The following is a 13,342-nucleotide window of genomic DNA, read 5'->3' as shown; positions in this document are numbered from 1 at the left end:
TCCGACATTGGGTCAATCAGCCCATATCCTCGTTACGGATAAAGGCGCGCCAGGAGGTGAGCACCTGGGCAAAATCTTCCAGCCCGCACATGGCCAGCTGTTCATCATCGTAGTAGGCGAGATCGTCAAGATCCTCACCCAGCTCGATATTGAGGGCGTTGGCTTTCACCTCCGCCTCTTCATGGGTCAGCAGCAGGGAGTAGTCACCGCCGTTGAGCCGATATTCGACTCGAGTACGGTTGGAGAGCTGATCAATGATGGAGAAGAGCTCGTCGAGCTTCTCCTCATCCTTGCCAACCTCGTCGATCAGCCACTGACCGATGGCTTCATGGCCCATGGAGAACCGGGCGCGATAGCCACCAAACGGGTCGCGGCGAAATTCATAATCCATAGCACAGTCCAGATCGGAGGGATGGGCCATCACGGGCAGGCGGGTGCAAGCACGCAATTCCTGCTCCATGGCGGGGCACACATCGGGTAAAGTGGCCTATTCTAGCGATCCCCCTCTCGCTTGTCTTGATGATGTGGCATCTTTGCGCCCATGTGCCCTGAATCGGCCCGTGGTGGCGCTGCCAGATCAGCCCCTTGTCCGGAGATGTTATGCAGCTAAACGATAATCTTGCCCGCCAGATCGTCGCACGGGCGATGAAGATCCTGTCGTTCTCGGTCAACGTGATGGACGAACACGGCCTCATCATTGCGTCCGGCAATCCGGAGCGGATCCATCAGCGCCACGAAGGGGCCGTGCTGGCATTGACCGAAAACCGGGTGGTGGAGATCAGCGAAGCGACAGCCCTGCAGCTCAAAGGGGTGCGACCCGGCATCAATTTGCCCATCTCCTATCAGGGGGAGCTGATCGGGGTGATCGGCATTTCCGGCGATCCGGAGGAAGTGCGTGCTTACGCCGAGCTGGTGCGAATGACGGCAGAGCTGATCCTGGAGCAGGCGGCGCTCACCGAGCAGTTGCAGTGGGACAAGCGCCACAAGGAGGAGCTGGTGTTGCAGCTAATTCGGGGCGAGGGGCGAGTCGATCAATTGCAGCAGGCGGCCCGCTTTCTCGGGCTGGAGTTGGCCCAGCCTCGGGTGGTGGCCGTGCTGGCGCTGGAGGAGGCGGATCCGGCGCGTCTGCGAGAGCTGGTTCATCAGCTGGAAAATCCGGAGCGGGACAATCTGGTCGCCATCAACGGGCTCGACGAGATAGTGGTTCTCAAACCGGCGCAATTGAGTGAGGGCGTCTGGCAATCGGCGCAGGAGCGCAGCCGGATCAAGCAACTGCTGGCGCGGATTCCCCACTTCAAGGTGCATATCGCGGTGGGCGATTACTTCGCCGGGATCGACGGGCTGGCTCGCTCTTATCAGACGGCGCGCGATACCCTGCGCCGTGGCATGCGCCAAGCGCCGCGCAAACAGGTCTACTTCTTTGAGGATTACCGTTTGCCGGTGCTGCTCGGCAGTCTGGCGGACTCATGGCAGGCGGATCAGCTGCGCACACCGCTGCAGAAACTGGCCCGGGAAGATGGCAAAGGGGCGCTGCAGAAGACCTTGCGCCACTATTTCTTGCAGGATTGTGATCTGCATCGCTGTGCCGAAGCCCTGTTCATTCACCCCAATACCCTGCGCTATCGGCTGGGGCGGATAGAGCAGATAACCGGGTTGAATTTCAACAAGTTAGACGACAAATTTTTGCTCTATCTCGGCCTTAATCTCGACTTGTGATTGTAAAGTTAGACAAAAAACCACTTTTAAATGACGCAATTTTTGGCTATTCAGCCAAAGCATTCTGATTGCAGATCTCCATAATGGCGGCCATTCACTCCCATTGAAGGTGTCCGTCATGATCCCGGTTACAGCCCTTGGCGCCATCGCGGCGCTCTCCATCGCCATCATCCTCATTTTGAAGAAGGTGCCGCCCGCTTACGGCATGATCGTGGGTGCCCTGGCCGGTGGCCTGATTGGCGGTGCCGATCTGACCCAGACCGTCGCCCTGATGATCGGCGGCGCCCAGGGGATCACCACAGCTGTGATGCGGATCCTGGCGGCCGGTGTACTGGCGGGCGTGCTGATCGAATCGGGTGCAGCCACCACTATCGCCGAGACCATCGTCAAAAAGCTCGGTGAAACCCGCGCCCTGCTGGCGCTGGCGCTGGCAACCTTGATCCTGACTGCGGTTGGTGTCTTCGTGGATGTGGCCGTTATCACGGTTGCCCCCATCGCGCTGGCTATCGCCCGCCGTGCCGATCTCTCCAAGGCGGCCATCCTGCTGGCGATGATCGGCGGCGGCAAGGCGGGTAACGTCATGTCCCCCAACCCCAACGCCATTGCTGCGGCTGATGCCTTCCATCTGCCCCTCACCTCTGTGATGGCGGCGGGCATAATTCCGGGTCTGTTCGGTCTGGTGATGGTCTACTGGCTGGCCAAGCGGCTGAACAACAAGGGCAGCAAGGTGGCCGCCGACGAGGTGGTGAGCTTTGCCGGTGCCAAGTTGCCGAGCTTTGCCGCCGCCATCAGCGCGCCGCTGGTGGCCATCCTGCTGCTGGCTCTGCGTCCGGTCGCCGGTATCGTGGTGGATCCGCTGATTGCACTGCCGCTCGGTGGTCTGGTTGGTGCCCTGATGATGGGTAAATTCAGCAAGGTGAACCAGTTTGCGGTCTCCGGCCTCGCTCGCATGGCACCGGTGGCCATCATGCTGCTGGGTACCGGTACTCTGGCGGGCATCATCGCCAACTCCGGCCTGAAAGATGTGCTGATCAGCGGCCTGACCGCCTCCGGTCTGCCCTCCTACCTGCTGGCCCCCATCTCCGGTGCTCTGATGTCGCTGGCAACCGCTTCGACTACCGCCGGTACCGTAGTGGCTTCCAACGTATTCAGCTCCACCCTGCTTGAACTGGGGATCAGCAGTCTGGCCGGAGCGGCGATGATCCATGCCGGTGCCACCGTGTTTGACCACATGCCCCACGGCTCTTTCTTCCATGCCACCGGTGGCAGCGTCCACATGGGGGTGGGGGAGCGCCTGAAACTTATCCCTTACGAAACTGCAGTCGGTCTGACCATTGCCACTGTCTCCACCCTGATGTTTGGCGTGTTTGGCCTCGCCTAAGGAATTGATATGAAAATTGTTATTGCCCCCGATTCATTCAAGGAGAGTCTGAGCGCCATGGCGGTGGCTGATGCCATCGAGGCTGGTTTCAAACAGGTGTTGCCAAACGCCACCTACGTCAAATTGCCTATGGCCGATGGCGGTGAGGGCACGGTGCAATCGCTGGTCGATGCCACCGGTGGCCGCATCCTGCCGGTCGAAGTGACCGCCCCCCTTGGCAACAAGGTGCAGGGCTTCGTCGGCCTGCTGGGTGATGGCGAGCGCGCCGTCATCGAGATGGCCGCCGCCTCCGGCATCCATCTGGTGGCGCCCGAGCAGCGCAATCCGCTGCTCACCTCCAGCTTCGGTACCGGTGAGCTGATCCTGGCTGCGCTGGAGATGGGGGTGAAACATCTGATCCTCGGTATCGGCGGCAGCGCCACCAATGACGGCGGTGCCGGCATGATCCAGGCGCTCGGCGGCAAGCTGCTCAAAGCGGATGGTGCGCCTATTGCTCTGGGTGGCGCAGGTCTCAGTGAGCTCGCGACCATCGATCTGAGCAGTCTGGATCCGCGTCTGAGCGATCTGGTTATCGAGGTAGCGTGCGATGTGAACAACCCGCTCTGCGGCCCGAAAGGCGCCTCTGCGGTGTTTGGCCCGCAAAAGGGGGCGACCCCCGAGATGGTGGCGCAGCTCGATGCCAACCTCTCCCGTTATGCCGACTGCATTGAGCAGGCCCTTGGCAAGCAGGTGAAGGATATTCCGGGGGCGGGTGCTGCCGGTGGCATGGGGGCCGCGCTGGTCGGTCTGCTAGGTGCCGAACTCAAGCCAGGCATTCAGATCGTCATCGAAGCGCTGAAACTGGCCGAGGAAGTGGCCGATGCGGATCTGGTCATCACCGGCGAAGGTCGTATCGACAGCCAGACCATCCATGGCAAGACGCCAATCGGTGTCGCACGTTGCGCCAAGCAGTTCGGCAAGCCGGTGATCGGTATCTCCGGTTGCCTGACCGACGATTGCGGTGTGGTACATGATCACGGGCTGGACGCGGTATTCGCCGTGGTCAACCGCGCCATGTCTCTGCCGGAGGCGCTGGAGAGCGCCAGCACCAATATTCAACTCACCGCGCGCAACGTAGCAGCGCTCTATCAGCTCAAGGGCTGATCCGGTTCGGCCGATGCGCCCCATCGGCCACTCAATATCCCCGTTTGGGGCATCTCCCATCCCGAGAGATGTCTGACTGCCCTGGCACTTATTTGCCGATCCATCGTGATCGGCTCTTTTCTTTCTGCTCCTTTGTCTTGCCACACTTTTGACTCTATGGGTCAGCGCGGTTTTGATAGGCGCATCTCTCCCTTTACGGCATAGTGGTCGTACCAAGTACAAGGAGAGACTCATGTTCCTGCTGACCCTGGGGGTTGCGCTGTTTACCCTGATCCATCTCTACCCCTGTTTTGCGGTGGCCCATCGGGCGCGGCTGCGCGAGCGGCTGGGTGAGAATCGCTACAAGGGGCTCTTCTCCCTGCTGGTGTTTGTCGCCATCGCCTGCATCATCGCCGGTTGGCGCTCGGCCAGCTCGCTGCCGCTCTACTTCCTGCCCAAGTGGGGGCCGATGACCATGACGGTGATGATGCCCTTTGCGCTGATCCTCTTCTTCTCCGGCCAGGGGCCCAACCATCTGCGCCGCTGGCTGGTGCATCCCCAACTGCTCGGTACCCTGCTCTGGGCGGTGGCCCATCTGCTGGTCAACAGCGAGGCGCGATCTCTGGTGCTGTTTGGCGGCATCGGGCTGTGGGCGCTGGTGAGCATGGTCTGGATTTCGGTGCGGGACTGGCAGCGATATCCCCGCCCGGCGGCTAACTGGACAGGCACTGGCATCAGCGTCGGGGCGGGCCTGGCTGCCACCGCGCTGCTGGTGTTCTGGGGCCACGGCTGGCTGACCGGCATTCCATTGCATTGAGAGTGAACTGCGGCTCTGGTAACCGCGTATGATGGACAAAACAAAAGGAGTCTTGGCGATGAAATGGTTCACTCTGTTGCTGTTATTGGGGGCTGGCGCGGCCTCTGCGGCGTGCCCCGATTATTTCAATGTGGAGATGCGGGAGCTAAACAACTCTCAGCGCCACAACCTCTGTCAGCTGACCGAGGGCAAGGTGGTACTGGTGGTCAATACCGCCTCCTACTGCGGCTACAGCGGTCAGTTTCGCGATCTGGAGAAGCTCTACCAGAGCTACAAGGATAAAGGGCTGATTATTCTGGGTTTCCCCTCCAACGATTTCTGGCAGGAGGCGGGCAACGAGACCAAGACCGCCGAGGTGTGTCGCCGCGACTATGGCGTCACCTTCCCGATGTTCAATCGGGTAGCGGTGCGGGGCTCCGATGCTGTGCCACTGTTCAAGGGGCTGGCGGCGGCCGCTGATGGGGATGAGCCGAACTGGAACTTCCACAAGTATCTGGTGGGGCGCGATGGCAAGCTGATCGCCAGCTACGGCGCCAACCAGAATCCGGCTGACGACCCCCTCAAACTGCAGATCACCCGGGCGCTGGGGCTCTGACCCTATTCCTTGGCGGGCGGCTCTGGAATAATGGGCTCCCGCCACTCAATCCGGTTATCTTGTGCTGCAACGTCTTCCTCAAATGGTGATCTTCGATGCGCTGGTGCGCGAGCAGGGGATCTCTGCTGCCGCCCGTTGTCTCGGGGTCTCCAAATCCCATATCAGCAAGCAGTTGGCGCTGCTGGAGACCACTCTTGGCGCCCAGCTGGTACAGCGCACCACCCGCCGCTTCGTCCTGACCGAGCTGGGTCAGGAGTATGCCCGCCACTGCCATGCGCTGGTGGCGGTGGCGCAGGAGGCGGACTCCATGATCGCCGAGCGGCGCGGCAAGGTGAGCGGTGTGCTCCATCTCGGGGTGGGCCAATCCTTCGGCCGTCTGCACGTCATTCCCCATCTCAAGGCGTTTCAGGATCGCTATCCCGAGCTGGAGCTGGAAGTCTCGCTGTTCGACCATAGAACCAATCTGGTGGATGAGGGGCTGGATCTCTGGCTCACCACCTATGAGGACAAGCCGGAAGGGCTGGTGGGACAGCGGCTGGCCGACATTGGCTTCGTGGTGGCAGCTTCGCCGGATTACCTGCTGAGCCACGGCACGCCGCTTCATCCCAAGGATCTGGCCCAGCACAACTGCATCACTTACCAGAGTCGGGAGCGGCGCTATCACCAGTGGTCGTTTCGCCAGGGCAAGGAGCGCCAGACGGTGCAGGTGGCGGGCAACTATCGGGTGGATATGGCGGAGGCGGTGCGGGATGCGGCACTGGCCGGGCTCGGTATCGCCTATATTGCCAACTACTTGCTGGACAAGGAGTTACAGAGCGGCAAGCTAATCCCGGTGTTGCCAGGGTGGCGACCGAACCAGCAGATGGCGGTACACGCCGTTTATGCCCGACGCGAACATCTGGATCCCAAGATCCGTCTCTTCATCGATTTCCTCAAGGCCCGCTTTGGCCCCGAACCCTATTGGGAGCAGCGACTGGCCCCCTGGCTCGGGGGTAAATTGTCCGGCAGTGAGGAATGATTGTTTCCATATAAAAACTCTCGATTTCTCCTGATACTAAAATCGAACCAAATCAGCCAGTTGGCGCAACCGATATCGTGCAAACGTTTTTTCTAACAGGGTTGTAACCAAGCGGACTTGCAGTGACGGGGGGAGAGGCGCAGAATCCGCGCCCATCTTTTGCCCCACCTGATGGAGTCCCTATGATTGCCCTGCTCGGCATCCTGAGTATCCTGGCGCTTGCCGTCATCTGCTCTGATAATCGTCGTCGTATCCCGTTGCGAACAGTTGGCCTTGCCCTCTGCCTGCAAATCATGTTTGCCGGTCTGGTGCTCTGGCTGCCTGCCGGTCAGCAGGTGCTGAACGGGGTCAGCGAGAGCGTAAGCAGCGTGATTGGTTACGGTCAGGAGGGGATCGCCTTCCTGTTCGGTGATCTGGCCAAGTTCAAGCTGGGCTTCATCTTTGCCTTCAACGTGTTGCCGGTCATCATCTTCTTCTCCGCGGTGATCGCCATCCTCTACCATATCGGCATCATGCCGCGGGTGATCGCCCTGCTGGGCGGCGGCTTGCAGAAGCTGCTGGGCACCGGACGCGCCGAGAGCCTCTCCGCGACCGCCAACATCTTCGTTGGCATGGTGGAAGCGCCGCTGGTGGTCAAACCCTACCTCTCCAAGATGTCCGATTCCCAGTTCTTCGCGGTGATGAGCTGTGGTCTCGCTTCCGTCGCCGGTGGCACCCTGGTGGGCTATGCCAGCCTCGGGGTTGAGCTGAAATACCTGATCGCTGCCGCCTTCATGTCGGCCCCTGCCGGTCTGGCGATGGCCAAAATCCTGGTGCCGCCGGGAGCTGAAGAGGTCGATCACCATCAGGATGTAGAGATCCCCCGCGCTACCAACGTGATTGAAGCGGCGGCCGATGGCGCCATGTCAGGCCTCAATATTGCGGTGGCGGTTGGTGCCACCCTGCTGGCCTTCGTTGGCGTGATCGCCATGCTCAATGGACTTCTCGGCTGGGCTGGTGGTCTGGTAGGGCTGGATCTGAGCTTCCAGATCATTCTGGGTTGGCTGTTTGCCCCCGTCTCCTGGCTGATCGGTGTGCCCTGGGATCAGGCGCAAGCCGCTGGCGCCCTGATCGGTACCAAGATCGTGGTCAACGAGTTCGTCGCCTTTATCGGTCTGGTGCAGGATCAGACCCTGAGCGAGTCGAGCAAGGCCATCGTGACCTTCGCCCTGTGCGGCTTTGCCAACATCTCCTCCATGGCGATCCTGATCGGTGGTCTGGGCTCCATGGTGCCGGAGCGCAAATCCTTCATCGCCCGTTACGGCATGCGCGCCATTCTCTCCGGCGTGCTGGCGAACCTGATGAGCGCCTGTCTGGCCGGCCTGTTCCTCGCCATGTAACAGTCGCGGTACGGAATAGATGTAACAAGGGCGCCCTCATGGCGCCCTTGTCATATGGATAAAATGAAGCCCCGGCCTTGGTCGGGGCTTCTTGTTGCTGCTCAGTCGACGTAGAAGGTTTGCTGGAAGCTGAGGTTCTGTTGCTGCCCACCGCCCATGATCTTCAGGGTGAACTGATAGGTATCTTCGTTGCGGTAGGGGAGGGTCGCCAGATAGTAGATGGCATCCCCCTCTTTTACCTCCTGAAAGTTCAGGGTGCGGATGGTGCCGGTCAGGTTCTTGGCCTCACCGGTGATCCCCACGGCTTGCGCCACTTTCTGCTTGTCCTGTACCGCGATATTGATGATGGCGTTGTAGCGGCTGCGCTCCAGTCCATACGCCTTGGCGACCTCCGGTGTGAGGAAGCTGGAGTTGAAGGCGTTGTAGTGCACCAACCAGGGCCCCAGCTCCTTCATCTGTTCTGCCTTGAGCGGCAGGGTCATCAGCAGTGCCAGCAGGCCACTCATCCAGGCTGTTTTCATCTGTCATCCCTCTCATATCTACGGTTGGCGCAGGCCGATTCATTCAGCCTTGCGTGTCATTCAGCAGCGCACTCACTTCTTGCGGCAACTGTTTGGGGCTGTCGATGGCGACGGTTTTGTGTCGCCCCAGCTCGCCCCGCACTATGGTGATCTGTCCCTTGGCCACCTTGAACTGCTTGGCCAGAAACTTGATCAGATGGCTGTTGGCCTGGCCATCAACCGGCGGCGCCGTGATGGCCACTTTCAGCTCTTCGCCATGCAATCCGATGATCTGATCCCGACTCGCCTTGGGCTGGATCACCAGATGCAGTACCAGTTCATCCCCTTGTTGCAGGACGGCTGGCATCAAATCATCCACCACAGCTGGCCGAACAGGTCACCCAGCAGGTAGTTGATGGCTTGCAGGCCGATAAAGGCGACCAGCACCGAGAGATCCAGTCCGCCCAGTGCCGGCAGTACGCGGCGGATAGGGGCGAGGAACGGCTCGGTTAGCTGATGCATCACGTATTCGATGGGGTTGCGGCCCTGGCTGACCCAGCTCAGGATGGCGCGGATCAGCAGTACCCAGAAGATCATCGAGCCCGCTTTCTTCAGCACGGTCAGCGCGGCAAACAGGCTGATGCTGAGCCAGTCCGCCAGCAGTACGTTCATGCTCTTGAGCAGGGCCAGCTTGAGGAAGGCGACAGCCAGCGCCAGCACCACGGATGCGAGATCGATGCCGCCAAAGCCCGGGATCACACGGCGCAGCGGGATCACCAGCGGATTGGTCAGCTTGACCACCATCTGGCTCATCGGGTTGTAGAAGTCGGCACGGGCCCACTGCAGCCAGACGCGCAGCAGGATCACCATCAGGTAGAGATCGAAAACGGTGTTAATCAGAAAGTAAGCAGTGTTCATCTGGGCTCCTGTTAGAAGAGGGTTTCCATTTCGGTGGCGCGAGCAACGGCCGCCTGCATGGCTTGCGCAGTCAGCGGCATCAGCCCCTGCTGCTGGAATGTCTTGATGGCTTCGGCTGTGGTGCCGCCCTTGCTGGTGACCTGCTCACGCAGGGTCTGCAGCGCCAGCTCGGGATTTTGCTCCACCATGGCGGCTGCGCCCAGCGCAGTCTGCTGCACCAGCAGGCGTGCCTGATCGGGCGAGAAGCCCATCGCTTCGGCCTCTTCGGCAATGGCCTGCATAAAGAGGAAGAAGTAGGCCGGAGCACTGCCCGCCGCGGCGATGACGCCGTTGATGCCGGACTCCTGCTCCACCCAGAGGGTCTTGCCGACCGCCTGCATCATCTGCTCGGCAAAGTTGCGATCACTGGCTCCAATATGCACGGGCGCGTAGAGACCGGTCATGCCCAGACCCAGCAGGGCCGGGGTATTGGGCATGGTGCGGATGATGCGGTCATGGCCACCGGCCATCTCGCCAAGGCGCGCCACCTTGATGCCAGCCGCGATGGAGATGAGCAGCTTGCCCTCAAGGGAGTCCAACTCGGCAACCAGTGCTGACAGCATGCCGGCCATCAGCTGCGGCTTGACCGCCAGCACGATCACTTCGGCATCGCGGGCCGCCTCGGCATTACTCTGGGTGATGCGAATGCCATGTTCGCTCGCCAGCGCCTCCAGCTTGGGCAGACTGGGGTTGGCAGCAGTGATCTGCCCAGCGGGATAACCCGCCTTGACCAGACCGGCGATGATGCTGCGGCTCATGTTGCCCGCGCCGATAAAGGCCAGCGTTCTATGCTGCATCAGATGCTCCTGTTGCACATGGGGTCGCGGCGGGGTTGGCGCTACCTGCACCACCTGACGCCAGAATTCGGTGTTCCATCAAACGCTCCTGTTGATGAAGTCGCGGCAAGAGGCGGACGTATGGGTTATCCGCTGGCCTTGCCTATGAGTAGTCACGGGCGCCGAAGATGGCGGTGCCGACCCGCACCATGGTGCTGCCGTGGGCTATCGCCAGTTCAAGATCCTCGGTCATCCCCATCGAGAGGGTATCCACCGTGGGGTATTGTCGCGCAAGCTCGGTGAACAGAGTCTGCATACGGGTCATTTGGGCGGCCAGTACGCTCTCGTCACTGGTGTGCTCGGGAATGGCCATCAGTCCCCGCAGTACCAGTCGCTCACTGTGGGAGACCTGCTCGGCAAGGCGGAAAATCTCTTGTTCCGACGTTCCGGATTTGCTGCTCTCTCCGCTAATATTGATTTGCAGACAAACATTTAGCGGTGCCATGCTGGCGGGACGCTGGTTGTTGAGGCGGTCGATCAGCTTGTCCCGATCCACGCTCTGCACCCAGTCAAACCGTTCGGCGACCAGTTTGGATTTGTTCGATTGCAAAGGGCCGATAAAGTGCCACTCTATGTCGCTATATTCCGGCTGCTGGCGCAAGGTATCGATCTTGGCCGCTGCTTCCTGGGCGTAGGATTCGCCAAAGCAGCGCTGACCTGCGGCATGGGCAGCCATGATGGCCTCGGCCGGTTTGGTCTTGCTCACGGCCAGCAGGCGGATCTGCTGCAGGTTGCGGCTCGCCCGTTCGGTGGCCTGGGCAATACGTTCCTTTACCTGAAACAGGTGCTGGGCAATCTGGTTCATATTTCGTTAGTGATCTTGTGATGGGAGAATGACAAGTCTATGGATATCACAGAGTTATTGGCTTTCAGTGTAAAGCATAAAGCCTCGGATCTACACCTCTCGGCCGGGGTTCCCCCGATGATCAGGGTTGATGGTGAGGTTCGCAAGATCAATTTGCCCGCCCTGGAACACCGGGAAGTGCATGCCCTCATTTACGACATCATGAACGACCATCAGCGCAAGGAGCTGGAGGAGAACTTCGAGGTCGACTTCTCGTTCGAGGTGCCCAATCTGGCCCGTTTCCGGGTCAACGCCTTCCAGCAGGCGCGCGGTTCGGGCGCGGTATTTCGTACCATCCCCAGCACGGTGCTGAGCCTCGAGGATCTCGATGCGCCGGAGATCTTCCGCAAGATTGCCGAGTTCCCGCGGGGTCTGGTGTTGGTGACCGGCCCGACCGGTTCCGGTAAGTCGACCACCCTGGCGGCCATGGTCAACTACATCAACGAGAACTTCCATCACCATATCCTCACCATCGAAGACCCCATTGAATTCGTCCACGAGAACAAGCGCTGTCTGGTGAACCAGCGGGAAGTGCACCGCGATACCAAGAGCTTCAGCAACGCCTTGCGCTCGGCCCTGCGGGAAGACCCGGACATCATTCTGGTGGGCGAGATGCGCGACCTTGAGACCATTCGTCTGGCCATGACCGCAGCTGAAACTGGCCATCTGGTGTTTGGCACCCTGCACACCTCGTCGGCGGCCAAGACCATCGACCGTATCATCGACGTCTTCCCCGGCGCGGAGAAGGACATGGTGCGCTCCATGCTCTCCGAATCCCTGCGGGCGGTCATCTCCCAGACCCTGCTCAAGCGTATTGGCGGTGGCCGGGTGGCGGCCCACGAGATCATGATGGGCATTCCTGCGGTCCGTAACCTGATCCGGGAGGACAAGATTGCCCAGCTCTACTCGGTGATCCAGACCGGGATGACCCACGGCATGCAGACCATGGATCAGAGCCTCAAGCAGCTGGTGAGTCGTGGCGTGGTGGCATCCCTCGATGCCAAGGCCAAGGCTGTTGATCCCAACAGCATTTAAGAGACTCGCACCCAGGGAGGGATAGATGATGAATCTGGATGATCTGCTGAGCGAGCTGGTCGAGCGAAAGGGATCGGATCTGTTTGTGACGGTGGGCTCGCCGCCCACCCTCAAGGTGAATGGCCATCTGGTGTCGCTGGGGGGCGAAGCGCTCGACAAGAAGGGGGCGCTGACGCTGGTCAGGGAAACCCTTAGCAGCGATCACTTCGAACGCTATATCCGCACCAAGGAGGCCAACTACGCCATTTATCGCGAGGCACTTGGCCGTTTTCGGGTCAGCGCCTTCTGGCAGCAGGAGCTGCCCGGCATGGTGGTGCGGCGCATCGAGACCCGCATTCCCACCTTTGAAGATCTGCAGCTACCCAAGATCCTGCAAGAGGTGGCGATGGCCAAGCGGGGGCTGGTGCTGTTTGTCGGCGCCACCGGGGCGGGCAAATCGACCACCCAGGCGGCGATGATCGGCTATCGCAACCAGCATGCCGATGGTCACATTCTGACAGTGGAAGATCCGGTGGAGTTCGTCCATCAGCATGGTCGCAGTCTGGTGACCCAGCGAGAGGTGGGGATCGACACCGAGTCGTTCGATGTGGCGCTGAAAAGCTCGCTGCGTCAGGCGCCGGACGTGATCCTGATCGGCGAGATCCGAAGTCAGGAGACCATGGAGTTTGCCCTGCAGTTCGCCGAGACGGGACACCTTTGTCTCGCCACTTTGCATGCCAACAATGCCAACCAGGCGCTGGATCGCATCCTCCATCTGGTGCCGCAAGACAAACACCGCCAATTCCTGTTCGATCTCTCTTTCAACCTCAAGGCCATTGTCGCCCAGCAGCTGGTGCCGAGTATGGATGGCAAGCGGCGCTGCGCCGCGTTCGAGATCCTGCTCAATACCCCGCTCATCACCGACATTATCCGCAAGGGAGAGATGCATCGCCTCAAGGAGGTGATGACCAAATCGACCGAGCTGGGTATGCAGACCTTCGATCAGGCGCTCTTCAGCCTGTTCTGCGCCGGCCAGATTGGCTACAGTGAGGCACTCGCCCACGCTGACTCGGCCAACGACCTGCGACTGCTGATCAAGCTCTCCGGTCGCGAGCGGCTCGGCACCGGCACGCTGGACAATGTGACGCTGGATGAATGAATCA

Annotated in this window: 15 protein-coding genes; 9 read left to right on the top strand and 6 right to left on the bottom strand. The window is 60.5% G+C overall.

Going from position 1 to position 13,342, the window contains the following annotated elements; translation table 11 throughout:
- Window positions 1-16 precede the first annotated feature (16 nt).
- Entirely contained in the window at window positions 17-391 is a 375-nt protein-coding gene (locus AB5Y71_RS20595) for a YacL family protein (RefSeq protein ID WP_026034971.1), read from the bottom strand.
- Between the two features lie 209 nt (window positions 392-600).
- Between AB5Y71_RS20595 and AB5Y71_RS20590 the strand changes: the two genes are divergently transcribed.
- The 7 genes from AB5Y71_RS20590 (at window position 601) to AB5Y71_RS20560 (ending at window position 8,028) form a co-directional block, all read left to right on the top strand.
- Window positions 601-1,716, top strand: coding sequence for a sugar diacid recognition domain-containing protein (locus tag AB5Y71_RS20590; RefSeq protein ID WP_139442973.1), 1,116 nt, complete (start codon window positions 601-603; stop codon window positions 1,714-1,716).
- Between the two features lie 118 nt (window positions 1,717-1,834).
- On the top strand, window positions 1,835-3,097 hold the full coding sequence (locus AB5Y71_RS20585) for a GntP family permease (RefSeq protein ID WP_368172327.1): 1,263 nt from the start codon (window positions 1,835-1,837) through the stop codon (window positions 3,095-3,097).
- A 9-nt stretch (window positions 3,098-3,106) separates the two neighbouring features.
- The gene (locus tag AB5Y71_RS20580; RefSeq protein ID WP_201974991.1) at window positions 3,107-4,240 is read left to right on the top strand and encodes a glycerate kinase; all 1,134 of its coding nucleotides are present in this window, start codon (window positions 3,107-3,109) and stop codon (window positions 4,238-4,240) included.
- Between the two features lie 232 nt (window positions 4,241-4,472).
- Window positions 4,473-5,036 (top strand): NnrU family protein, encoded by a 564-nt coding sequence (locus tag AB5Y71_RS20575; RefSeq protein WP_064338822.1) that lies wholly within the window; start codon window positions 4,473-4,475, stop codon window positions 5,034-5,036.
- 58 nt (window positions 5,037-5,094) lie between these two features.
- Complete coding sequence (locus AB5Y71_RS20570) at window positions 5,095-5,631, top strand: glutathione peroxidase (protein WP_005340333.1); 537 nt, start codon at window positions 5,095-5,097, stop codon at window positions 5,629-5,631.
- Between the two features lie 82 nt (window positions 5,632-5,713).
- Window positions 5,714-6,649, top strand: coding sequence for a LysR family transcriptional regulator (locus tag AB5Y71_RS20565; protein ID WP_368172364.1), 936 nt, complete (start codon window positions 5,714-5,716; stop codon window positions 6,647-6,649).
- Window positions 6,650-6,831: 182 nt separating this feature from the next.
- On the top strand, window positions 6,832-8,028 hold the full coding sequence (locus AB5Y71_RS20560) for a NupC/NupG family nucleoside CNT transporter (protein ID WP_279461050.1): 1,197 nt from the start codon (window positions 6,832-6,834) through the stop codon (window positions 8,026-8,028).
- 101 nt (window positions 8,029-8,129) lie between these two features.
- Here the strand turns inward: AB5Y71_RS20560 and AB5Y71_RS20555 are convergent, their stop codons facing one another.
- The 5 genes from AB5Y71_RS20555 to AB5Y71_RS20535 all read right to left on the bottom strand — a co-directional run bounded on the left by AB5Y71_RS20555 (window position 8,130) and on the right by AB5Y71_RS20535 (window position 11,126).
- On the bottom strand, window positions 8,130-8,549 hold the full coding sequence (locus tag AB5Y71_RS20555) for a DUF4426 domain-containing protein (protein ID WP_005340339.1): 420 nt from the start codon (window positions 8,547-8,549) through the stop codon (window positions 8,130-8,132).
- A 43-nt stretch (window positions 8,550-8,592) separates the two neighbouring features.
- A complete protein-coding gene (gene yggU / locus AB5Y71_RS20550; protein ID WP_005340341.1) occupies window positions 8,593-8,895 on the bottom strand; it encodes a DUF167 family protein YggU in 303 nt (100 codons plus the stop codon).
- Window positions 8,895-9,446: a YggT family protein gene (locus AB5Y71_RS20545; protein ID WP_005340343.1), complete on the bottom strand. Its 552-nt coding sequence runs from the start codon at window positions 9,444-9,446 to the stop codon at window positions 8,895-8,897. The genes yggU and AB5Y71_RS20545 overlap by 1 nt, the downstream gene beginning before the upstream one ends.
- Window positions 9,447-9,457: 11 nt before the next feature.
- Entirely contained in the window at window positions 9,458-10,282 is an 825-nt protein-coding gene (gene proC, locus AB5Y71_RS20540) for a pyrroline-5-carboxylate reductase (protein WP_368172326.1), read from the bottom strand.
- A gap of 142 nt (window positions 10,283-10,424) precedes the next feature.
- Window positions 10,425-11,126, bottom strand: a complete 702-nt coding sequence (locus tag AB5Y71_RS20535) for a YggS family pyridoxal phosphate-dependent enzyme (protein ID WP_368172325.1) — start codon at window positions 11,124-11,126, stop codon at window positions 10,425-10,427.
- Between the two features lie 39 nt (window positions 11,127-11,165).
- Between AB5Y71_RS20535 and tapT the strand changes: the two genes are divergently transcribed.
- The gene (gene tapT / locus AB5Y71_RS20530) at window positions 11,166-12,200 is read left to right on the top strand and encodes a type IVa pilus ATPase TapT (protein WP_005340354.1); all 1,035 of its coding nucleotides are present in this window, start codon (window positions 11,166-11,168) and stop codon (window positions 12,198-12,200) included.
- 28 nt (window positions 12,201-12,228) lie between these two features.
- Entirely contained in the window at window positions 12,229-13,338 is a 1,110-nt protein-coding gene (gene tapU, locus AB5Y71_RS20525; protein WP_368172363.1) for a type IVa pilus ATPase TapU, read from the top strand.
- Window positions 13,339-13,342 lie beyond the last annotated feature (4 nt).

The organism is Aeromonas sp. R9-2 (genome assembly GCF_040908025.1).
Lineage (GTDB): Bacteria > Pseudomonadota > Gammaproteobacteria > Enterobacterales > Aeromonadaceae > Aeromonas > Aeromonas veronii.
Note: the sequence above shows the minus strand (reverse complement) of the source record. Positions and strands in the feature narration are given on the sequence as shown.

Coding starts and splice junctions, on each gene's coding strand:
- AB5Y71_RS20590 (WP_139442973.1), top strand. CDS start 601: ATGCAGCTAAACGATAATCTTGCCCGCCAGATCGTCGCACGGGCGATG.
- AB5Y71_RS20585 (WP_368172327.1), top strand. CDS start 1,835: ATGATCCCGGTTACAGCCCTTGGCGCCATCGCGGCGCTCTCCATCGCC.
- AB5Y71_RS20570 (WP_005340333.1), top strand. CDS start 5,095: ATGAAATGGTTCACTCTGTTGCTGTTATTGGGGGCTGGCGCGGCCTCT.
- tapU (WP_368172363.1), top strand. CDS start 12,229: ATGAATCTGGATGATCTGCTGAGCGAGCTGGTCGAGCGAAAGGGATCG.
- AB5Y71_RS20595 (WP_026034971.1), bottom strand. CDS start 391: ATGGATTATGAATTTCGCCGCGACCCGTTTGGTGGCTATCGCGCCCGG.
- AB5Y71_RS20535 (WP_368172325.1), bottom strand. CDS start 11,126: ATGAACCAGATTGCCCAGCACCTGTTTCAGGTAAAGGAACGTATTGCC.
- proC (WP_368172326.1), bottom strand. CDS start 10,282: ATGCAGCATAGAACGCTGGCCTTTATCGGCGCGGGCAACATGAGCCGC.
- AB5Y71_RS20545 (WP_005340343.1), bottom strand. CDS start 9,446: ATGAACACTGCTTACTTTCTGATTAACACCGTTTTCGATCTCTACCTG.
- AB5Y71_RS20560 (WP_279461050.1), top strand. CDS start 6,832: ATGATTGCCCTGCTCGGCATCCTGAGTATCCTGGCGCTTGCCGTCATC.
- yggU (WP_005340341.1), bottom strand. CDS start 8,895: ATGCCAGCCGTCCTGCAACAAGGGGATGAACTGGTACTGCATCTGGTG.
- AB5Y71_RS20565 (WP_368172364.1), top strand. CDS start 5,714: ATGGTGATCTTCGATGCGCTGGTGCGCGAGCAGGGGATCTCTGCTGCC.
- tapT (WP_005340354.1), top strand. CDS start 11,166: ATGGATATCACAGAGTTATTGGCTTTCAGTGTAAAGCATAAAGCCTCG.
- AB5Y71_RS20575 (WP_064338822.1), top strand. CDS start 4,473: ATGTTCCTGCTGACCCTGGGGGTTGCGCTGTTTACCCTGATCCATCTC.
- AB5Y71_RS20580 (WP_201974991.1), top strand. CDS start 3,107: ATGAAAATTGTTATTGCCCCCGATTCATTCAAGGAGAGTCTGAGCGCC.
- AB5Y71_RS20555 (WP_005340339.1), bottom strand. CDS start 8,549: ATGAAAACAGCCTGGATGAGTGGCCTGCTGGCACTGCTGATGACCCTG.